The organism is Desulfobulbus oralis, assembly GCF_002952055.1.
Classification (GTDB): domain Bacteria; phylum Desulfobacterota; class Desulfobulbia; order Desulfobulbales; family Desulfobulbaceae; genus Desulfobulbus; species Desulfobulbus oralis.
Window position 1 is genome coordinate 706,883 of the sequence record NZ_CP021255.1, and the last position, 21,739, is coordinate 728,621.

Genomic DNA, 21,739 nt, shown 5'->3' on the forward strand with positions numbered 1-21,739 from the left:
ATGGGCAGTTCCCAGCTCTTCGGCCTTGCCATGCTGGCCTATATCCTGGCTTCGGCCGCCTATCTGGGCGGTCTGCTGTTCAAAACCCAAAAATTCTGGCTGGCCGGCCGCATCCTCTGCGTCTGCGGCGTGATGCTGCACCTGCTCGCCACGCTGCTCCGCTGGTACGCAAGCCACCAGGTGGGCATGGGTCACGCGCCGCTCACCAATATGTACGAGTCGCTGGTCTTTTTCGCCCTCTCTGTGGCGCTGATCAATCTGTTTTTCGAACATCGCTTCCGGCTCCATACCCTGGGCGCCTTTGTCATGCCGGTGGCGGCTGTGTCCATGGCCTACGCCTCTTTCTCGGATCGGGTCGATGCCAGCATCAAGCCGCTCCTGCCGGCGCTGCAATCCAACTGGCTGATAGGTCACGTGGTCACCTGCTTCATCGGTTACGGCGCCTTTGCGGTTGCAGCCGGGCTGGGCGCCATGTATCTGCTGAAAAACCGGGCCGCCTCGCCGAACGCGGCCGACCGGCAAAACGCTCTGGTACAGGAATTGAACGACCTGGACGAGTTCGTGCACAAGACCATCATCTTTGGCTTTCTCTGGCTCACAGCCGGCATCATCAGCGGTGCGGTCTGGGCCAACGAGGCCTGGGGCACCTACTGGAACTGGGATCCCAAGGAGACCTGGTCGCTCATCACCTGGTTTTTCTACGCTTTCACCCTGCACGCCCGTTTTACGGGCGGAAAAAGCGGCTGTTTTCTGGCCTGGATGGCGCTTTTTGGCTTTGTGGCCGTGCTCTTCACCTATTTTGGCGTGAACTTCCTGCTTTCGGGCCTGCACAGCTACGGCTCGGCCTGAAAAGAAAGGCCCTGGCAGGGCAGTCAAGCGGTTGCCGGGGCCCGGACTCCGAACGACCGCTCTCGGTGCTGGTCCGAAGCCATAGGCCCAAGCCAGGCGCAAAAAACCCCGGCGCCTTGCGGCTGCCGGGGCTGTTCTTTTTTTGCCTGCACCGGCAAAATCAGTTCATGAGCGAGGCGCTGTGATGGTGCTGCACATAGGAGTTGAGGCCCTGGGCAATTCCTGTGGCAATCTGCTCCAGATAGGCTGGATTTTGCATCAACCTGGCTTCGTTGCGGTTGGTGATAAACGAAATTTCCACCAACACGGCCGGCATCTCCGCGCCGATCAGCACGAAAAAGGGCGCCTGTTTGACCCCCAGGTTTCTGATGTTGTACTTCTGCTTCAGTCCGCGGGACAGGGAGGCTTGAATGGCATGGGCCAGCTTGGACGATTCGTCGATTTTGGCATTCTTCAGCAGATCCCGCAAAATATCCTGTAATTCTCCAATATTGCGGGTAGAAGTGGCGTTTTCCCGTGCCGCCACCCGCATGGCATGCGCATCGGTGGCCAAGTTGAGGTAATAGGTTTCAACGCCGCCCACCCGCTTGTCCGAATTGGCATTCGCATGCAGGGAGAGGAAGAGATCGGCCTTCTTGGCATTGGCAATGGCGGTCCGCTCTTCCAGGGGGATGAATATGTCGCGGTTCCTGGTAAAGGATACCTGGTAGCCATACTGCTCCTGCAGTTTCCCGGCCACGATCCGGGCAAGCCGCAACACCACGTCCTTCTCCTTCACGCCATAGTCCATGGCGCCCGGGTCCTTGCCGCCATGACCAGGATCGATCACAATATGGTGCACGCCCAGGCCCAGTTGCTGGGCCAGGGACAGCGTGGCCGCTTTGCCGCCGCCAGAGGCCTCAGTAGCGCTGGCCGCCCATTTCTTCTGCTCGGTCAGATTGGGGATTCCGGCAGGGGGCTGTTCCTCCCCGGCTTCTGGCGTCGACGCCGTGCTCCCCGCTGTCTGCGACGGCGCTGTGCCGGGACGGGGGGCGCCTGGAGCGACAAAGGTGCCTCCCACCCCCCTGACAAGCGTTCCGGCGGGCGCATCCAAAGCGGTCCGCACGGAGGGCCTGGAACGGGGCGCCTCTGGCCGCGGCCTGGATACGGTCTTGACGCCGCGCACATCCACAATCACCCGAAACGGATCGGGCAGGCTGAAGATTTTGTAATCGGAAATGGATTCAATATCCAAAACCACGCGCACGGTATCCATGGTGTACTGGCCGCTACGAACCTGCCTGAGCAGACCGTCGCCAATGGCCACCGGCTCCTTGTTGTCCTTCGCCAGCAGGCTGTCGGCAAAGTCAATCAGCAGCCGCGGCGGCATGCCGTCCTTTTTTTCCAGCAGTCTGTGGGTATAGGCGACCGCCCGGGTGGCCGGAATGACGATGCGGGTATAGTCGTCGGAAGACCAGTGCTTGATCTGCTGAACCCGGGCCTTTTCCTGGCCGAGGGGCGCAGGCGAGGCCGCCGGCGACTCAGAAGTTCTGGCTCCTGTGTCTGCGGGCCGCGCCGTGGGAGGCGGGGGGGCGGGGGGGGGCGCTGCCTGGGCCTGAACGGGCGGACGGTTCAGGCGGCGCAGCAAATCAGCCGCAAGCCCGGCATGGTCGCCGCCCGGGTAGTCTTTGACGATCTTGTGCAGCAGCTCCGGCGCCTGCACCTTTTTTGCCGGATGCATCAGAGAGGCTTCGGCCGCATAGTACAGGGCGTCATCCGCCAGGGAGTTGGCCGGATAGGAGGCGGCCACGTCGTAAAAGGAATCTATGGCATTGTCCAGATCCAGCGGCATCCGGAAATGTTCGAACATCTGCCGGTACAGGCGGCCCTGCATGAACAGGCTGTTGGCGGTCAGCTCCTCGTTCTTGCGCATGAGCTGCACCCGGCGAAACTGCCGCACACAGGCCAGCCACCTGTCCCGGCTCTGGGCCTGCTCGCCGTTTTGCTCCAGACGCTCGTGCTCTGTCTTGGCCCGGGCATACAGGTCTTCGGCCGAACCGGCCAAAACCCGAACCTGGGGCAGGGGCATAATTCGAACCGGAGGCGCGGCCTCCAGCAAACAAGGCGGGATGCCTAGGAAAAGCAGACCGGCAAACAGAACAAAAAACGCAGGTCTTGCATATTGGAGGTGCATTGCCTTGATATAGTGAAAGGATGACATTTTTGAAAAAAGGATGTGCGAAAGGCCCGCACCGATCCAGGGTACCCGTTGCTTTTGCAGTTATATACAGGATTTACCCGAAGAGGTAAAAGAAATTGTACCATAAACAGGGCATGGCTGTTTTTTATGCATGCCGCTCGCTCCTATTTTGCCTCTCTGACAAGTTCCCGGATGCGGTACAGCGTATCCAGGGCCTCCCTGGGCGTCATGGCGTCTGGATCCAAGGTGCGCAAAAACTCGTCCAGCTGGCTTTCCTGCCGGGGAAAAAGCGACATCTGCCGGGGCGCCGGATCCGCCCTGGAACCTGCATCTCCTGGCTGGCCGTGCCGCTCGATTTTTTTCAGAATCGCGCTGGCCCTGCGGATGACCGGCGCAGGCACACCGGCCAGAGAGGCCACCTGAATGCCGTAGCTCCGGCTGGCGCCCCCTTCGACCAGCTTGTGCAGAAAGATGATGCTCTCGTTCCACTCCCGGACTGCCACGGAGAAATTACGCACCCCCGGGCAGGTGGCCGCCAGATCCACCAGCTCGTGGTAATGGGTGGCAAAAAGCGTCTTGATGCCAAGGCCGTTTTTGCCGGCCAGCTCTTCGGCCACGGCCCAGGCAATGGCCAGGCCATCATAGGTGGAGGTGCCGCGGCCGATTTCGTCCAGGATGACCAGGCTGTTTTCCGTGGCATTGTGCAAAATATTCGCGGTCTCGTTCATTTCCACCATAAAGGTGGACTGGCCGCTCCGAAGGTTGTCCATGGCGCCGACTCGTGTGAAAATACGGTCAACCAGGCAGATGCTCGCACTGTCGGCAGGCACGAAGCTGCCCAGATGGGCCATGAGCACAATCAGGGCGGTCTGGCGCAGCACTGTCGACTTGCCCGCCATGTTCGGGCCGGTGATGATGTGCAGCAGGCTGCCTTCATGGTCAAGGTGCAGGTCGTTGGGCACAAAGCGGCCGGGCTCCAGATTGCGCTCGATGACCGGGTGGCGGCCTTCTTTGATACTGATGCTGCGGCCCTCGTTGATCTCGGGCCTGCAGTAGCGAAAGCGCACCGCAGCTTCGGCAAGGGCAGCCAGCACATCCACTGTGGCCAGGTGCGCCGACATGGCCAGAAGCCGGCGGCTTTCTGAGGCAATCTGCCCGCGCACGCGGGAAAAGAGCGCAAATTCCAGATCGAGCCGCTTTTCCTGCGCGTTCGTGATGGCCTCTTCCAGCTCCTTCAGCTCCGGTGTGATGTAGCGCTCCACATTGGCAAGGGTCTGCTTGCGAATGAAATAATCGGGCACCTGGCCGGACTGCGTGCGGCTCAGCTCGAAATAATAGCCAAAGACCCGGTTGTAGCCGACCTTGAGCTTGCTCAGCCCGGACTTTTCCCGTTCCTTGCCCTCCAGCTCCAGAATGAGCTTTTTACCGTCCCGCAGGAGGCGCATCAGCCGGTCGAGTTCGGCATCGAAGCCCTCCCTGATCATGCCGCCCTCCTTCAGAGCGGGCGGCGCATCGTCCCGGATGGCGCTGGCAATGAGCCCGTGCACATCGGCAAGGGGGTCGAAGGCGCTGAAAATCTCCGAAAGAAGCGGGGCGGAGGCATCAGCCAGCATGGACTGAAATTCCGGCAATCGGGCGAGTGAAAGGCCAAGCGCATTCAGATCGCGGGCATTGCCCTGATTCAGGGTCAGACGGCTGCACAGGCGCTCCATGTCGGTGATGTGGGAGAGCAGTTCTCTCAGCCGCGCCCTGAGCTTGCTGCGCTGGGCCAGCTCCTCAACCGCCGCGAGCCGTGCCTTGATGGCATCCGCCGTTTTCAAAGGAAAAAGCAGCCAGTTGCGGAAGAGCCGCGCGCCCATGGGCGTGGCGCTCATATCCAACGTGTCCAGGAGCGAGCCCTCCCGCCGGCCGCCCACAATGGTCTCGGTCAGTTCCAGATTGCGGCGGGAAGATTCGTCTATGATCAGGAAATCACCGGGTTGCAGGGGACTCAGCCTGTCGATGTGACCAAGCCCGGTCTTCTGGGTCTCCTGCACATAGGCCAGAAGCGCACCCGCGGCCTGCAGGGCCAGCGTGAACTGCGCGCAGCCGAAACCTGCCATGTTGACGGTGTGGAAATGCTCCTGCAGCGTGGCCTGCGCACAGGCCCGCTCGAACAGGGCGGCCGGTCTGAAAGTCAGGCAGAGGGCAGCAAGCCTGGCCCTGATGGCCTCCGCGAGGCTGCTTTCCGCTTCGCCCTGTTCCTGCGGCTGCAGGAGTTCGGCCGGCTGCATGCGGACCAGGACATCCAAAAGGGCGTCATGACCGGCGGCAATGTCCACCTCGCTTGCCAGAAAGCGACCGGTGGACACATCCAGAAAGGCCAGACCGGCAAGCCGGTTTCTGGCCTTTGCAGGGCCCAGGACGAGCGCGCAGAGAAAGCATTCCCGCTTTTCGTCCAAAAGCTGGTCTTCCGTGGTCACGCCGGGTGAAATCACCCGCACCACCTCCCGCCGGACAATGCCCTTTGCCGCTTTGGGGTCTTCAACCTGCTCGCAGAGGGCCACCCGGTAGCCTGCGCGGATCATTTTGGCCAGATAGCCGCTCAAGGCATGGTAGGGCACCCCGCACATGGGCACTTTGGCCTCGTTATCCCGGCTCCGGGTCGTCAGGGCGATGCCCATAACCCGGGAGCCCAGCTCGGCGTCGTCCAGAAACATCTCGTAAAAATCGCCGATCCGATAAAAGAGCACAGTGTCCGGATACTGCGCTTTCATCTCCAGATACTGCTGGAGCATGGGGGTGATTTTGGGGGTAGGGGCGCTGTGCATAAATCAGGGCCGATAGTTCTGGAAATCGGGCAGAAGCACATCAAAGCTGCGTTCGATGTGCTGGGGAATGGTGCGCAGCTCGGCCAGCACGGTCATGAAATTGTGATCGCCCGGCCAGCGGGGCACCACGTGGAAGTGCAGATGTCCGGGGATGCCCGCGCCCGCACATGCCCCCAGATTCAGACCTATGTTCAGGCCTTCGGCATGAAAACGCCGTCGAAGCGTCTGACTGCAAAAGGCCAGCATGGCCATGAGCGCACTGTTTTCCTCCGGCGTGAGGTCGGCAAGATCGCCTGCATGGCGGCGTGGGGCCACGAGCAAGTGACCGTTCGCGTAGGGAAAGCGGTTCAGAAGCACGACCAAAAGCCGGTCACGGAACAAGAGCAGATGCGCCTTGTCGCTGGATCCTTCGCCTGGCGGCTCGAACAGGCAGCCTGTTGCACGCGGAGCCGAAGCCGCCACGTGCTCCATGCGCCAGGGTGTCCATAAGCTTTTCATATGTGCAGCAGTGTGGCCTGGAGTTCATCATCCGCTTCCAGAATGGCATAGGAACCGTTTTTGAAGGCGCCGGGGTTCAGGAAAAGTACACCGCCTTGCCCCGCTTTGGCGCCTTCCCTGTGACATACAGCCCGGTGGGTATGACCATAGATGATGCAATCCGCCTCGGGGAAGGCAGTCCACAGGCTGTCTTCAATATCCTGCAAATATGCGCCATGGGCCAGACCGATGGTAAAACGGCCCAGTTTGAACAGCCGGCGCTCGGGCAGAGCGAGACGGGCGCTGGCATGGCATGTGTTGCCGTGCACCGCATACACGCTTTTGCCGGCAAAAACCGACAAAATGCCGGGATCGACAAGATCGCCCGCGTGAATGATGATTTCACAGTCCGCAAAACAGCGGGCCGCCAGTTTTTGGAAAACCGGATCAACGGTTGTGATATGGGTATCAGAGAGAACACCGGCCCGGATGCTCATAATGGTCGCTCCAGAAAATGTCGGGCATGGATGCATTAAGCGCGTAACCGTCCAAATTAACGGCCAGCGCCTCTGGCGGCAAGCATTACGCGATTTTTCAGGTGCTGTTTGTAGCGGGACCGCCGCTTTCCTGCGGCCAGCGTATGGTCTCCTGCTCCGTGATCAGGATATCCAGCCGCATGTCGTGGGGCTCGGCCGGAATGAGATCCACAAGCTGGCAGGAAAAGGCCAGTCCAAGCCGCAGGGCCTGCGGCGCATTGCCGGAGAGAAAACGGTCATAGTAGCCGCCGCCATAACCCAGCCGGTTGCCCCTGCGGTCAAAAAGCAGGCCGGGCAGGATCACGATGTCCAGACTGAGCGCCGGAAAGAGGGCCGCCTCACGCCACCTGGGCTCTGGAATCCCCTGGTAGCCGGGCTGAAGTGCCTCATAGTCATGCAGCACAAGAGGCAGCATGGACTTTTTCTCGGGCACCGTCAGGGGCACGCATACCGTTTTGCCCAAGGCCAGAAGTCGCTCCGCCAGCGCGACCGTCGCCACTTCGCTTCTAAAGGCACAGTAGAGCAATACGCTTTTCGCCGCCCGCACTTCGGGAAGAGCGCATGCCTGCGCACCGATTCTGGCACTGGCCCTGGCACGATCCAGCCGGTCCAGCCCATCCCGCTGACCTCTCGCCCAAACACGCATCTTGTCCCGCTCTTGCCCCTTCACGCATTCCACCAGCAATGACCAAAGCTCCCTTTAAAAAACGGCTCTACCAAAAGCGGGTCAGGCCGCGCCCCCTACCTGTTACCGCCAGAGCAGCCACTGATACCTGGAAAAAGATACCGCTCAGACCGACTTTTATGTGCGAAAATTCTCATTTGCCAGTGAAGAATTTTTTTTTGTCCTGGCTGCTTTACTTTTCTTGAGTTTTCCTGTTATTTACGCTACTGAAAACCTGCCGGACAAGCTCAGAGGGACTGTTCTCAACTTGTGTTGTACACATGCAAAGGCAGGGCGCTTCGACCCGGCAAGCCACGGATAGAAGGCCGGAGAACGGGCTGGACAGGTCATGGTCAACCCGGAAGGCACAACCGGCAACATCACAATCTTGCACCACTTTTTCGAGCAACAGGAGGAAACGCATGACAGCACTGTTTTACCTGCTTGGCTATCTGGCTTTTATCGGGTTTATCAGCCTGGCCATCAGGAGACTCAGGACCTTTCGTAAAGCCACCCCCCTGCATGTACGCTGGGAATTGTACCCTGTACCCCACGAAGGCGACAAGGCGAAGCACGGGGGCAGTTATATGGAAGAAGTGGATTGGTGGAAGAAAAAACGCCACCTCAGCCATCTGGAAGACATCAAAGGTATTCTGGAAGAAGTGCTCTTCCTGCATGCCACCTTTAAGCACAATCTCAAACTCTGGGCCTGCACCTATCCCTTCCATCTGGGCATGTACCTGTTGATGGGCGGCACCATTATACTTATCATCTCCACTCTCCTGCAGATCTTTGGTATTGCTCCGGACAGCGCCCTGATAACAGCAATTGGCCATATAATCAATGGCAGTGCGCTTTTTGGCAGTTTCTGCATCATTGTAGGTGGCATTGCCCTGATCCAGCGCCGCCGCCATGATTCTGGTCTGAAACGCTACACAACCAATGAGCACTACTTGAATCTGGGCTCCTTTATCCTGTTTGGTGTTCTGGGTCTCCTGGCCTGCCTTTTCACGCCTTCTTTCTTTGATCAGGCAAGCACTTTTATGCATGGCTTGCTGACCCTGACCTTTACACCAATGAACAATACCCTGTTCAGCCTGCATATGCTCGTAGGTTTTGCTCTATTGATCATGATCCCAATGACCAATATGCAGCACCTGATTTTGAAGTACGACATGTATCATAATATCCGCTGGGAAGATACTCCAACTCCGTTCAGCTCCCGGAATCAGAAGAAGCTGATGGAAGCCCTGCAGCTCAAGGTATCCTGGAGCGCCGATCATATCCAGGGCAATGGCCAGAAAACCTGGGTCGATGTGGCCACAACCAATCCCGCTGCTTCTGAAACGGACAACTAGTGGATAATGAGGAGGACGTTCACGCCATGAATGATAATTTGAAAATAACCGACGTTTCCACTGTTAAAGACCAGATGGTCAGTATCGACATTAAAGATCTGCCCATTCTGCCGCTTGACGTCAAGCCGATGCCGTGGAAGCCCTTTACAGACGCCCAGAAGGAAAACACCGCCTGCATTCTCGATGAGGTTTGCGCTCTGAACATTCCAATGCCGAAAAGCCCGGCTGAAGAAGAGGATCTGGTGAACAAGTTCCTGACCGGTATGCGCAAGCTCTTCTCCAAGGAAAACAACTGGACCTGCCTGCCCATGCTGGAAACGAGCATGGACAACTGCGTGCAGTGCAATTCCTGCTCGGAAGCCTGCCATCTGTATGAGATGTCGGGCAAAAACGAGATGTACCGGCCGAACTACCGCTCGGAAATCCTGCGCCGCATCTACAAGCAGTACGTCAAGAAAGAACCGCTGGCCAAGTGGCGCTACGGCGATATGGGCCTCAACTGGAAAACCGTGGCCCGCCTGGGTGAACTGTCCTATCGCTGCAACCTGTGCCGCCGCTGCGCGCAGGTCTGCCCGATTGGCGTGGACAACGGCCTCATCGCCCGCGAGATTCGCAAGCTGTTCAGCCAGGAACTTGGTATTCACCCGCCAGAGTTGCACGACAAGGGTACCATGCTCCAGATGAGAGTGGGCTCTTCCACCGGTTTGACCCCCGAAGTGATCAAAGACACGGTGGCCAGCTTTGACGAGGATTTCAGCGAACTCACCGGAGTGAAATTCACGACGCCCTTCGACGTCCAGGGCGCCGACGTTCTCCTGATCCACAATGCCGGAGAAGTCGTGACCTGGGCCGAAAATGTCGCCGCCTTCTCCATCATCTTCCAGGAGGCCGGCCTGTCCTGGACAATGTCCAGCAAGATGCTGGCCTATGACGGTGTCAACTACGGCCTCTTCTATGACGATACCCAGCTCGCCCGTATCATTTTGAAGCACATGGAAGCTGCCAAGGAGCTGGGGGTCAAAAAAATTGTCATCGGCGAATGCGGCCATGCCACCAAGGCCATGAGCGTTATAGGAGATCGCACGGTTCCCTACGACATGCAGGTGCCACGGGAAAGCTGCTATGTCACCCTGCGCGACATCGTCATGTCAGGCAAGCTCAAACTCGACCCGTCCCGCAACTTCTTCCCGGTGACCTTGCACGATCCCTGCAACATCGTTCGACTGATGGGTATTGTGGAGCCGCAGCGTGAAATTCTGCGCAAGATCGCTCCCAAATTCCGGGAAATGCCCTGCAATGGTGTCCACAACTACTGCTGCGGCGGTGGCTCCGGTTTCGCCATCATGACCCGCAACAACCTAGAGCAGTGGCGCAACAACATTTCCGGCCGCAAAAAGATGTGGCAGATCAGCGAGGCCTTCAAGGAATGTCTGGGCCCGGAAACCAAGAAGTATATCTGCGCCCCCTGCTCTAACTGCAAGGGCCAGATTCGTGACATCTTGGGCGTCAACAAGCTCTTTACCAAAAACAGTCTGGCCTATGGCGGCCTGGTGGAGCTGATCGTGAATGCCATGACGAACGTCAACCCCTTCTCCATCTGGGAAGGCTGTGGTGAAATGGAAATGGTGGACTGGGCAACAGAGGCCCGGGAAATCTGGGAAGCCCAGCAGACCCAGGAAGCAGGAAATAACAGCGAAGAAAAGAAGTAATTTTTGCGTATACTAAAAAAAGGGGGAAGGTTGGAAGCCTTTCCCCTTTTTTTTTGCCTTTTCTCTTTTCCTGTCTGGAATGGAAAAAGATGCATATTCCTGCTTGACAAGGCGGGGCATTCTTTTTAGCCTTTTTGCCAACCCACGCCTTTATTTCCCAAACCAAGGAAGTACCATGATCAAACAGGTATCCGGAGAAATCTCTGCCGACGCTGTTCTGGATGCCCGGGACCTCAGTTGCCCCATGCCGCTTCTGCGCGTAAAACAGGAAATCGAACGCATCAAAAGCGGGCAGATTCTGCTTGTGCAGAGCACTGACCCTGGCTCACGCAACGATATTCCCGACTGGTGTGCCCGTATCGGACACGAATATCTGGGTGAACGTCAGGAAATCAACTACACCACCTACTATATCAGGAAGGGTTGATTGGCCCGCTTTGTCCTGTGAGGAATAGCATCACCACTGATCCCAACAAACTGGGAATTATCGTCACATCGCCCGAGCACCTGCGCCACGTGCTCGGGATAGTGCAGGCAGCCCTGCGCGCGGGAAAAGGTATCAAGGTTTTTTTGACCGGAAAAGCTGTCCATCTCACCAAATGCGCCGAATTTTCGGTACTGGCCGGGATGTGCGCAGTGGATGATCTGGCGATCTGCGCCGACAGTTACGCCTGCGAAGGCTACGATGTTGCAGACATCCCCCACGGCATAAGCTGCAGACAAATGCGCACCCAGGCTTTTCTGGGAGCGATCCTGGCCGAGTGCGGCAGGTATGTCGTTCTATGAGAACCCTCAAAGTCTATATCCTGATCACCAACAGGCTTTTCCACGACGGCATTCGCTCCGGCCTGGGCCTGACATTGGAAAATCACTATGTCTACCCGGTGGTCATGAATGACAAGTTTGATTTGCTGTCCGGCTATATGCAGGAAAACATCAACTGGATCAGCGAAATGGGAGGGCAGGTATTTACCTGCGCCACTGAAACTGATGAAGAGTCTGCCGACCTCAAACTGAGCTGTATCACTCTCGAAGAACTGGGCGAGCTTTTGCGGGACGCCGATTTCATTATTCCTTACGGCCTGCCCACCGCCTCTTATGCTCCACCTGCATGCAGCAGAAATAGGGAGAGGGGATGAAAATTTTACAGGTGTACCGCTCTGAGCCTTCTGAACAGGTCAAAAAGCTGGTAAAAATTCTCAATCGGGACCGCGTGGCCGACGAATTTCGCCTGTACGACGATGATCCCGATTATGACCTCCTGGTCCGAAAAATTTTTGCCAACGATAAAACGGTCTGCTGGTGGTAAACGACAGCGCTATCCGAAAAAGAACCTCATGATGCAGTTGTGGAACCAGGGCCGAAATTGCCGGATTTTGTTGTTTTCCCGGCTGGGATGTACACGATTGGTGAGCAGCACCACCACTTTGTCCTGCTGCAAATCAATCCAAAACGAAGTACCGGTAAAACCCAAATGACCAACTGTTGTTTGGGAAAAACAGTCGCCACTGCTGGAGTGGGCGGCACTTGGCCGGTCAAAACCCAGGGCCCAGGGCCCGGCAGGACTGGTGTAATCCAGAAAAAGGCGCAAAACTTCACTGTCCATGTACGGGTGCCTCTGCCGGCCGTGCCAGATATCCGCCAGCAGGATACACAACTCACCCACCGCAGGAGCCTTACCGAAAAGACCCGCATGCCCGGCCGTTCCCCCCAGGAGCCAGGCGTGTTCATCGTGGACTTCACCCACCAGCAAACGGCCGCGCCAGGGACAATGCTCCGTGGCCGCTATATTCTCCCTTGTCTGAGCAGGCACAGCGCCTATTGGCCGGAAAGCGAGCCCCTCTTCTAAGCCTATGGGGCCTGCTATGGTTGCTCTGAAAAAATCGGCAAGCGAGCCCTCGGCTACCTCTTCGACTATCCGGCCCAGCACCATATAACCCAAATCACTGTACACGCAGCTCGTCCGGCATTCATATTCAAAGGCCTCCCGAGCTATCAGGTTAAAAAGCCATTCCTGGTTATCTGCCTGCTGTAGCGGCGCAAATTGTCTGAAGTACTCACGGTACGCAGGCAGGCCCGAGCTATGGCTCAGCAGGTCTGAAATCCTTATCTGCTGCCAGTGGACCGGATAATCCCGGCAACACAAAAGACTGGCCAGAGGAGTTGAGAGATCCAGTTTTTTTTTGCTAACCAGAGCAGCTACGCAAAGTGCCGTGCACAACGGCTTGGTGAGGGAGGCCAAATCGAAAAGAGTATCGCCATCAAGCTTCTGGTCCTCTCTTCCATTTTGCGTCTGGCCGCAGGCTGCAATGAGCTTTTTCCACCTGCTTTTTTTTCTAAAGGCCACAAAGGAGGAGGCACCTGAGCAGACCTTTTCCAAAACGGCCTGCCGGCACAGCGAAAAAAGGAATTCATCTTGCTGTTTTTCCATGGTTTCTTATATATTTTTTTTGAGGGAACATTTGATTTTTTTAATAAATTAAGGTAGTTTAATGGGCTGTGCCAATTCTGTGGCCAAAATAATGTGGATAAGGTGTTCAAAGAAGAAAAATGCCTTGTTTTCCCATGTTATCCACCATGCATACACAAAAAGGAATATCATAAAAGTTTATGATATTCCAAGAGCTTAACATGTAAATCCACCGTGTAACCAGCATAACAATTACAACAAATCTATAAAAATAGGAATAAATTATGGGATTACACTGCATAGTTCGCTGTGACGATCTTTTGAAGGCGGTCAGCGCTCAACAGAATATTACGGGGAAAAAGGGCAGCATGGCCATTCTCAGTAATCTGCTTTTGGAAACGGATGACAATCACCTGATCTGTACTGGTACTGATTTGGAAATAGGACTAAAGCAAATTATTGCCGCTGAAATTATCGAAGCGGGAAAAATTACGCTTCCGGCGAAAAAACTTTTCGAGCTTGCCCGTGAATCAGGGGGAAATGATATCGTTTTGAAAGAACAGGATAACGCTTGGGTAGAAATAGAAGCCGGTTCAGGGCATTATCGTTTGGCAGGTATGCAAGCAGACGAATTTCCTCAGTTTCCCCTTTATGACGAAAAAGCACAAATTGCTGTAAAAAGTGAAATATTTACAGAAATTATAGATAAAACTTATTTTTCCATAGCACAAGATAAAGAGAGTATCTTTTCTCTTACGGCTGCATTATTACAAAAATATAAAGAAGAAGAAAATACCTATATAAAAATGGTGACAAGTGATGGTCATCGTCTATCTTTATGCAGTAAGAAAATTGAAACTAATATAGATATATTAGAATTAAATTCTTCTACTTTAATACCACGTAGAGGGATACAGGAAATACGTAAATTCTGTGAAAATATTGATATTATTAATTTGGGAATTGAGGAAAAACAAATTGTATTAAAAGACGAAAGCTCTATTTTAATTGTTCGCCTTATGAAAGGCGATTTTCCTGATTTTGCTTCACTATTACAAAGTATATCACAAGAAAATATTGTACATATAAATCGTATCCGTTTTCTAGAAGCATTAAAAAGAATAAACCTTTTTACAGAAGATATTTCTCATGCTATAAAGATAAGCCTAACACAAAACAAGATTATTCTTAATTCACAACATACGGAATACGGATCTGCAACTGATTCGTTTGAAATACAATATGGAGGAGAAGATATTGATCTTGCTTTTAACTGTCGATATTTTATAGAAGTTATACAAGTTATGGAGGGTGATATTATAAAATTAACGGTTAAAGATGAAAAAAGCCCTTGTATGATTACTTCGGATCAGGATGAGGGTTTTCTCTGTGTCATTATGCCAATGAAACTATAAAATCGATTGATTATGTCAAAAACCAACTACGATGCTGAACAGATCAAGGTACTGGAGGGGCTGGAAGCGGTTCGTAAACGGCCTGCCATGTATATCGGTAATACTGCTGAAGAAGGCCTGCATCATCTTATTTATGAAGTGGTCGATAACTCCATAGATGAAGCTCTAGCTGGTTATTGTACCGAGATCAGTATTACTATTCATGAAGATAATTCGATCACGGTTGAAGATAATGGTCGTGGTATTCCAGTAGATAAACACCCGACAGAAAAGATTTCTGCGCTGGAACTGGTCATGACTACATTACATGCAGGTGGTAAATTTGATAATTCCACCTATAAAGTTTCAGGAGGTTTACACGGAGTGGGTGTATCCGTTGTTAATGCTCTCAGTACCCAAACTGTAGCCACCGTTAAGCGTAATGGTCATATATATCGACAAAGCTATGAATATGGTAAACGAACAAGCGAACTGGAAGATTTAGGATCATGTGATGGTCGAGGAACAATTATATTTTTTGCTCCAGATCCCTCTATTTTTACCGAAACAACTATTTTTCGATATGATATTGTCAAAACTAGGCTTCGTGAATTAGCCTTTTTGAATAAGGATATTCGTATAAATTTAAAAGATGAACGGGATGGCGCAGAAGATACTTTTTACTATGATGGTGGTATTATTTCCTATGTAGAATTTTTGAATCGTAACCGTACAGCAGTTCATGCACAGCCTATTTTTTTATCTGGTGAAAAAGACAATGTACAGGTAGAGGTCTGCTTACAGTATATAGACGGTTATACTGAACGACTTTTTTCCTTTGTCAACAATATCAATACCCGGGAGGGTGGTACCCATATCGCTGGTTTTCGCGCTGCCTTGACCAAGTGCATCAATCGTTATGCCAATGACGAAAATGCTCCTAAAAATCTGAAGGAAAAGATGGAGGGAGATGATGTACGCGAAGGCCTGACCTGTATAGTTTCCGTGCGTGTGCCAAATCCACAGTTTGAGGGGCAGACTAAAACCAAGCTGGGGAATTCGGAAGTCAAATCCATTGTGGAAAACATTTGTACGGACAAACTTTCCATATACTTCGAGCAGAATCCGGCTGTGGCCAGAGCCATACTTGGCAAGGCAGTGGAAGCCGCCCGTGCCCGTGAGGCAGCAAGGCGCGCACGGGATCTTTCCCGAAAAAAAGGCACCCTGTCCGTGATGATGGCCGGTAAGCTGGCTGAATGTCAAAGCAAAAAACCGGAGGAGCGCGAACTCTTCATAGTGGAGGGGGACTCTGCCGGAGGCTCGGCCAAACAGGGCCGTGACCGCAGTATTCAGGCCATTTTGCCCTTGCGTGGCAAAATAATGAATGTGGAAAAGGCCCGCTTTGACAAAATGCTCGGTTCAGAGGAAATAAAGCAGTTGGTGGCATCCCTTGGCACCGGTATTGGAGAAGGCGAATTTGATCTGGAAAAGCTGCGCTACCATAAAGTTATCATCATGACTGATGCTGATGTGGATGGCGCCCATATCCGCACGCTTTTACTTACCTTCTTTTATCGACAGATGCTGCCGCTCATAGAAAAGGGTCATATCTATATTGGTCAACCCCCACTTTACCGGCTGGGAAAGGGCAAAAAGGAGCAATACTTCCTGAATGACGAGGAATTGGACAGATTTCTTTATACCCAGGCCAGCACTACCTTACAGATCAACAAAAAAAATGAAGAAAAGCTGGAATCGGAGAGCATGATCCGGCTTCTGCATGATCTATCCCGTTTTGCTCAACTTCTGGACTATCTGCAGCGCCTGAATGTACCAGAAGCATTGGTGCTTTTTCTGCTGGCTCAGGATATTCGCAGTGCCCGGCAATTCGAAGACAGCGCTGTGGTCGAAAATCTGGTGGCGAAACTGAAGGAGCAGCAGGTTCAGTGCAGCGAATTGCGTTCTTGTTCCTGGCGTCACAGTTGTTTTGAATGTGACGTTATTTTTTCCGGCCAGGCCCGGCAGGCAGCGGTTATGGGACCAGGAGTGCCGCTCTTGCCGGAATACCGGCAGGCAGCAGTGCTCTACAAGAATATTCGGCCCTATCTGGAAGGTAGTTTTGAAATTGCCAAAAGAGACGATGCCAATTCGCTTCTGCAGGCGGACAACTGGCGTATGCTGCTCACCATGGTAAGGGATGAAACCTTCAAGGGCAGTCATTTACAGCGCTACAAGGGTCTTGGTGAAATGAATCCCGAACAGCTTTGGGAAACCACCATGAACCCGGCCAACCGTACCCTGATCCAGGTGCATGTCGATGATATGGCGGTCAGTGACGACATGTTCACTACCCTGATGGGTGACAAGGTAGATGCCCGACGCGAGTTCATTCAGAGCAACGCGCTCTCTGCCGTGGACCTGGATATCTGAAATTTCCACAAAGCCGCCGGCAAAGCCCTGACGGCATCTTTTTTTGATCATTATGAGTGCAGAAGATCTTTCAGCAGGACAGAACCCCCATCAGAGTGTGGCCATTGACAAGGAGCTGCAGCGCTCCTACCTCGATTATGCCATGTCGGTCATCATTGGCCGGGCGCTGCCGGATGTGCGGGATGGACTGAAGCCTGTCCATAGGCGTGCGCTGTTCGCCATGCGCGAGCTGGGCAATACCTATAACCGGCCTTACATCAAATCGGCTCGTATTGTGGGAGACGTTATCGGCAAGTACCATCCGCACGGCGACACCGCGGCCTATGATACGCTGGTGCGACTGGCGCAGGATTTTTCCATGCGCTATCCGCTGGTAGATGGCCAGGGCAACTTTGGCTCCATGGATGGCGATCCGCCTGCGGCAATGCGCTATACCGAGGCCCGTATGACCAAACTCGATCAGGAGCTGGTCAGCGACCTGGACAAGGAAACCGTCGATTTCATGCCCAATTACGACAATTCCTTGCAGGAACCATCGGTTTTGCCCTCAAAAATACCCAATATCCTGATCAACGGCTCGGAAGGCATTGCCGTTGGCATGGCCACAAAAATACCGCCCCACAATATTACGGAGACTATCAATGCCCTGATCGCTCTGGTCGATAATCCAGATATAACGATATATGAATTGATGCAGCATATTACCGGCCCGGATTTTCCTACCGGTGGTATCGTCTGCGGACGAGCCGGTATCCGTGAAGCCTATGAAACCGGTCGGGGTGTAGTAATTATCCGTTCACGTACTCATATTGAGCAGCATGGTAATGATGAATCTATAATTATTACAGAAATACCTTATCAACAGAATAAATCTCTGTTGGTGGAAAAAATTGCGGAGCTGATTAAAGAAAAGCGTATTACTTCCATTTCCGAAATTCGGGATGAATCTGACCGCCACGGTGTACGGGTAGTATTGGAGCTGAAGAAAGGAGAACTGCCGGAAATAGTTCTGAATCAGCTTTATAAGATGACACCATTGCAAAAGAGCTTTGGTATAATCCTTCTCTGTATTGTCGGAAACAAACCAGAAATTCTGAATCTTAAGGAAGTATTACAGCATTTTCTGGAGCATCGGCGCACGGTCGTCTACCGCCGTACCTGCTATGAATTACGGAAAGCGGAGGAGCGTGCCCATATCCTGGAAGGACTCCGGATAGCCATCACCAACCTTGATGAAATTGTGGCGCTTATTCGTTCTTCATCAAATCCTGATGAAGCAAAATCCAGACTCATGACCAGATTTTCCCTGACAGATATTCAGGCACAAACCATCCTCGATATGAAACTGCAAAGGCTAACCAGCCTTGAGCGGGAAAAAATTATCAAGGATTATGAGGAGATTCTGCAAAAGATCAAATGGTATAAGGAAGTACTGGCAGACGGTAAACTGCTCCTTGAGATAGTTCGGGAAGAATTCGAGAAAATAAAGGAAGATTATGGTGACGAACGCCGTACTGAAATCATGGATGAACCGGATGAAATTCTTCCGGAAGACCTGATTGCACCGGAAAAAATGGTCGTCACCGTCTCCCACGGCGGCTACATCAAACGTAACCCCCTGAGCCTTTATCGCGCCCAGCACCGCGGCGGCAAGGGGATCAAGGGCATGGGCACCCTGGAGGACGACTTTGTATGCAGTCTCTATACCGCCTCGTCGCTTGACACCTTCCTCTTTTTCACCAACCGTGGCCGTGTATTCTGGCGCAAGGTCTATGAGCTGCCCCAGGCCAGCAGAGCTGCACTTGGCAGGGCTATCGTCAATCTTTTGGAGCTGGGCGAAGGTGAAAAGGTAGCAGCCATTCTGCCGGTTGCCGATCTCGCCAGCATGGACGATTCCCTGACCGTACTCACGATTACCAAGAAGGGTCAGGTCAAAAAGACTTCTATCTCCGAATACAAGCGACCGCTCAGAAAAGGCAAGGTGGGACTTACCATCAGGGAAGAAGATGAAATACTGACTGCGGCTATTACAAGCGGTCACGACGATATTTTGCTGGTTACCAAGAATGGTCAGTCCATCCGCTTTCACGAAGATGATGTACGCACCATGGGCCGCATGGCCTCGGGCGTGAAGGGCATCAATCTTATGGCGGATGACGAAGTGGTCGGAGCCGCCATTATCAATAGCGATGCTTCCATTCTTACGGTCACGGAAAACGGCTACGGCAAGCGAACGGCAGAGTCGGAATATCCGGTGCAGAGCCGTGGTGGCAAGGGTGTTCTGGCCATCAAGACCAGCGAGCGCAACGGCAAGGTGGTGGGGGTTCTCACCGTGCACGACGAAGATCAGGTCATGATTATCGCCAACTCCGGGCAGATCATCCGTATGCCAATGAATAGCTTGCGGCTGATCGGCCGCAATACCCAGGGCGTACGTCTGATCAATCTGGCCAAGGATGAGCTGGTAACCGACATGTCCATGCTGGCGCGGGAAGAGGGCGTGGATGACAGCGAAGAAGAAGGCATGGGCAGCGATAGGTCGGCAGACAGCGACAGCCCGGATGAGGCATGATGCAGAAAGTAGCGGTCATAGGTGCCGGAAGCTGGGGTACGGCCCTGGCAATGCTTTTGGCGGGCCGGCATGAAGTGTGGCTCTGGGGTCGGGACGCAGCCGAAATGGCTGCCATGCAGCGCTCCAGGGCAAATACACGCTATCTGCCAGGCCATCCTTTTCCGGAAAGCCTGATCGCCACGGGCGATCTGGAATCTGCCTTGACAGGGGCAGCCTGTGTGCTCATGGTTGTTCCGTCCCACGGTTTCAGGCAGGTCTTTCGGCAGGCTGTGCCATTGTTGCCCGGAAACATTCCGATGGTCTCGGCGGTCAAGGGTATAGAATTCCCCAGCATCCGCACCATGACCCAGATTATGCAGGAGGAAAGTGCTGGCAGGCCGCTTGCCCTCTGTGTGCTCAGTGGCCCAAGCTTTGCCGAAGAGGTGGCCTGTGGCCTCCCCACCGCCGTGACCGTGGCCTGTGCAGACAAAGTACAGGCTGCCCGCGTGCAGGAACTGTTCTCTACCCGCTTCTTCAGGGTGTATTCTTCACAGGATGTTTTGGGACTTGAGATCAGTGGGGCCATGAAAAACGTGATTGCCATTGCCTCGGGTATTTCCGATGGTCTGGGCTACGGCCTGAATACCCGGGCCGCTCTCATTACCAGAGGTCTTGCCGAAATCATCCGGCTGGGCACGGCCCTGGGAGCGGACAGTCGTACCTTTTCCGGACTTTCCGGTCTGGGGGATCTGGTTCTGACCTGTACCGGCAATTTGAGTCGCAACCGCAGCGTCGGTCTGAAACTGGGCGCAGGCAAGACGCTCAGGCAGGTGCTTGCAGAAATGACCATGGTGGCGGAAGGCGTCAGAACGACAGAGTCCTGTTTTCAGCTCGCCAAAGCCAGGGCTGTGGAAATGCCGATTCTGGAGCAGGTGTACGCCGTGCTGTACGAGGGCAAAAGCTGCAGAGAGGCGGTGACCCAGTTGTTTCAGAGGACCCTGAAGGAAGAACTGCTGGGGCATGGCAACTGAATGGTAGGCCTCACCAATGTTTGGACTACCAGACTCCAGCCGAGCTCTTTCACCTCGCCCTCACCGGTGCACCTGAGGGCTTGAATGCATTGTGGCACTTGCCAGGCTGCCAGGTGCCCCGCCTCCAGGACAGGCTCCTGTCGACCACACCTGACTTCTTAAACAGGAGCGCCATGCCAATGGCCCCCGGCCCGGCAGCCATGGAGCAGCTTGCTTGCCGCCCGCATCAGCGCTGCCATAGCGGCTGTGCCGGTGCTGTACCTCATGCTGAAGCGGCTGAGGTACAGCAGGAGACCCGGGCCGCGATTACACAGGAGGACCATGATGCCCGGCAAAAGCGAAGACAAGCCGTACCGCCGCCTGCTGCTCGTGATGGCGGTCTTGCCCCTGCTCCTGCCTGTTGCCGCCTGCCGGCAGGAGGCAAACAGCGGCTTTCAGGGTTACGTGGAGGGCGAATACCTGTATCTGGCCCCGGCCCGGGCTGGACGACTGGATGCGCTGCTGGTGCACAGGGGCGAGCGGGTGAGCGCGGGCGCCCGGCTTTTTCAGCTCGAGGTGGAAGACGAGGTGCGGACACTGGAAGCGAAGGAGGCTGCGCTGGCCCAGGCCAAAGCCGTGCTGGCCGATATGCAAACCGGCCAGAGAGCCGCGGAGCTGGCAGTGGCTCAGGCCCGCCTGGCCCAGGCCCAAACCGAGGCCGGGCGGACAGCGGCGCTCCTGCAGCGCCTGCACAGGCTTGCCAAAAACGGCGGCGTGTCCCAGCGCGACCTGGACGACAGCAGAGCCGCAGCCCACGGTGCCGCTGAACGGGTGCAGGAATTGGAACAGCAGCTTGCGGTCGCCACGCTGCCGGAGCGGCCGCACAGGATCGCGGCGCAGGAAGCGGCGGTCGCGGCGGCAGAGGCAGAGGTGGCGCAGGCCAGATGGGAGCTGGCCCGGAAAGGCGGTCAGGCCCCGGCTGCCGGGCTGGTGGTGGACACGCTGTTCCGCAAGGGCGAATGGGTTTCGGCAGGCAGTCCGGTGGTGCAGCTTTTGCCGCCCGAGGCTGTCAAGTTCCGCTTTTTCGTGCCAGAGACGCGGTTGGGCAGCCTGCGGCTGGGTACAGCGCTGCACTGCCTGGTGGACGGCAGGCCGGAGCCGGTGGCCGCTCAGATCGTATGGATCGCGCCGGAAGCCGAATATACGCCGCCGGTGATCTACAGTAACGAAACCCGGAGCAAGCTGGTCTTCATGGTGGAGGCCAGGCCAGCTGAGCCGGCACTTGCCGGCCGGCTGCACCCGGGCCAGCCCGTGCAGGTGCTGCTGCAATAGAGGGGCATTGCCCCGCAGAGCAATCCCGTC

General features: G+C 54.7%; 18 protein-coding genes. 12 read left to right on the forward strand and 6 right to left on the reverse strand.

Features of this window, described 5'->3' with window-relative positions; translation table 11 throughout:
* On the forward strand, positions 1-849 hold the full coding sequence (gene ccsB / locus CAY53_RS03025; protein WP_104935876.1) for a c-type cytochrome biogenesis protein CcsB: 849 nt from the start codon (positions 1-3) through the stop codon (positions 847-849).
* Positions 850-1,009: 160 nt separating this feature from the next.
* Here the strand turns inward: ccsB and CAY53_RS03030 are convergent, their stop codons facing one another.
* From CAY53_RS03030 to CAY53_RS03050, 5 genes are all read right to left on the reverse strand, one after another.
* A complete protein-coding gene (locus CAY53_RS03030) occupies positions 1,010-2,917 on the reverse strand; it encodes an N-acetylmuramoyl-L-alanine amidase (RefSeq protein ID WP_181040390.1) in 1,908 nt (635 codons plus the stop codon).
* 275 nt (positions 2,918-3,192) lie between these two features.
* On the reverse strand, positions 3,193-5,838 hold the full coding sequence (gene mutS, locus CAY53_RS03035) for a DNA mismatch repair protein MutS (protein ID WP_104935878.1): 2,646 nt from the start codon (positions 5,836-5,838) through the stop codon (positions 3,193-3,195).
* Between the two features lie 3 nt (positions 5,839-5,841).
* The gene (locus CAY53_RS03040; RefSeq protein WP_104935879.1) at positions 5,842-6,336 is read right to left on the reverse strand and encodes an HIT family protein; all 495 of its coding nucleotides are present in this window, start codon (positions 6,334-6,336) and stop codon (positions 5,842-5,844) included.
* The gene (locus tag CAY53_RS03045; RefSeq protein ID WP_104935880.1) at positions 6,333-6,812 is read right to left on the reverse strand and encodes a metallophosphoesterase family protein; all 480 of its coding nucleotides are present in this window, start codon (positions 6,810-6,812) and stop codon (positions 6,333-6,335) included. Before CAY53_RS03045 ends, CAY53_RS03040 begins: the two co-directional genes overlap by 4 nt.
* Before the next feature lie 97 nt (positions 6,813-6,909).
* The gene (locus CAY53_RS03050) at positions 6,910-7,521 is read right to left on the reverse strand and encodes a 5-formyltetrahydrofolate cyclo-ligase (protein WP_146106378.1); all 612 of its coding nucleotides are present in this window, start codon (positions 7,519-7,521) and stop codon (positions 6,910-6,912) included.
* A gap of 416 nt (positions 7,522-7,937) precedes the next feature.
* Here CAY53_RS03050 and CAY53_RS03055 point away from each other — a divergent pair, with 416 nt between their 5' ends.
* The 6 genes from CAY53_RS03055 to CAY53_RS12870 all read left to right on the forward strand — a co-directional run bounded on the left by CAY53_RS03055 (position 7,938) and on the right by CAY53_RS12870 (position 11,891).
* Positions 7,938-8,873: a respiratory nitrate reductase subunit gamma gene (locus tag CAY53_RS03055; protein WP_104935882.1), complete on the forward strand. Its 936-nt coding sequence runs from the start codon at positions 7,938-7,940 to the stop codon at positions 8,871-8,873.
* A 26-nt stretch (positions 8,874-8,899) separates the two neighbouring features.
* The gene (locus tag CAY53_RS03060) at positions 8,900-10,582 is read left to right on the forward strand and encodes a (Fe-S)-binding protein (protein ID WP_245874860.1); all 1,683 of its coding nucleotides are present in this window, start codon (positions 8,900-8,902) and stop codon (positions 10,580-10,582) included.
* Between the two features lie 175 nt (positions 10,583-10,757).
* Complete coding sequence (locus CAY53_RS03065) at positions 10,758-11,009, forward strand: sulfurtransferase TusA family protein (protein ID WP_017866082.1); 252 nt, start codon at positions 10,758-10,760, stop codon at positions 11,007-11,009.
* A complete protein-coding gene (locus CAY53_RS12865) occupies positions 11,006-11,368 on the forward strand; it encodes a hypothetical protein (protein ID WP_181040391.1) in 363 nt (120 codons plus the stop codon). The genes CAY53_RS03065 and CAY53_RS12865 overlap by 4 nt, the downstream gene beginning before the upstream one ends.
* A complete protein-coding gene (locus CAY53_RS03075) occupies positions 11,365-11,721 on the forward strand; it encodes a hypothetical protein (RefSeq protein ID WP_104935885.1) in 357 nt (118 codons plus the stop codon). Before CAY53_RS12865 ends, CAY53_RS03075 begins: the two co-directional genes overlap by 4 nt.
* A complete protein-coding gene (locus CAY53_RS12870) occupies positions 11,718-11,891 on the forward strand; it encodes a hypothetical protein (RefSeq protein ID WP_017866078.1) in 174 nt (57 codons plus the stop codon). Before CAY53_RS03075 ends, CAY53_RS12870 begins: the two co-directional genes overlap by 4 nt.
* A gap of 9 nt (positions 11,892-11,900) precedes the next feature.
* On the opposite strand, the gene CAY53_RS03080 is transcribed toward CAY53_RS12870, so the two are convergent.
* Positions 11,901-13,013, reverse strand: coding sequence for a serine hydrolase domain-containing protein (locus CAY53_RS03080; protein ID WP_104935886.1), 1,113 nt, complete (start codon positions 13,011-13,013; stop codon positions 11,901-11,903).
* A gap of 263 nt (positions 13,014-13,276) precedes the next feature.
* Between CAY53_RS03080 and dnaN the strand changes: the two genes are divergently transcribed.
* The 5 genes from dnaN (at position 13,277) to CAY53_RS13690 (ending at position 21,709) form a co-directional block, all read left to right on the forward strand.
* Positions 13,277-14,407: a DNA polymerase III subunit beta gene (gene dnaN / locus CAY53_RS03085; protein WP_104935887.1), complete on the forward strand. Its 1,131-nt coding sequence runs from the start codon at positions 13,277-13,279 to the stop codon at positions 14,405-14,407.
* Between the two features lie 12 nt (positions 14,408-14,419).
* Complete coding sequence (gene gyrB / locus CAY53_RS03090) at positions 14,420-16,816, forward strand: DNA topoisomerase (ATP-hydrolyzing) subunit B (RefSeq protein ID WP_104935888.1); 2,397 nt, start codon at positions 14,420-14,422, stop codon at positions 16,814-16,816.
* 52 nt (positions 16,817-16,868) lie between these two features.
* Complete coding sequence (gene gyrA, locus CAY53_RS03095) at positions 16,869-19,388, forward strand: DNA gyrase subunit A (RefSeq protein WP_104935889.1); 2,520 nt, start codon at positions 16,869-16,871, stop codon at positions 19,386-19,388.
* Complete coding sequence (locus CAY53_RS03100) at positions 19,385-20,398, forward strand: NAD(P)H-dependent glycerol-3-phosphate dehydrogenase (RefSeq protein WP_104935890.1); 1,014 nt, start codon at positions 19,385-19,387, stop codon at positions 20,396-20,398. Before gyrA ends, CAY53_RS03100 begins: the two co-directional genes overlap by 4 nt.
* Positions 20,399-20,719: 321 nt before the next feature.
* Positions 20,720-21,709 carry an HlyD family secretion protein gene (locus CAY53_RS13690; protein ID WP_104935891.1) on the forward strand — a complete coding sequence of 330 codons (990 nt, stop codon included), beginning with the start codon at positions 20,720-20,722 and terminating at the stop codon, positions 21,707-21,709.
* Positions 21,710-21,739 lie beyond the last annotated feature (30 nt).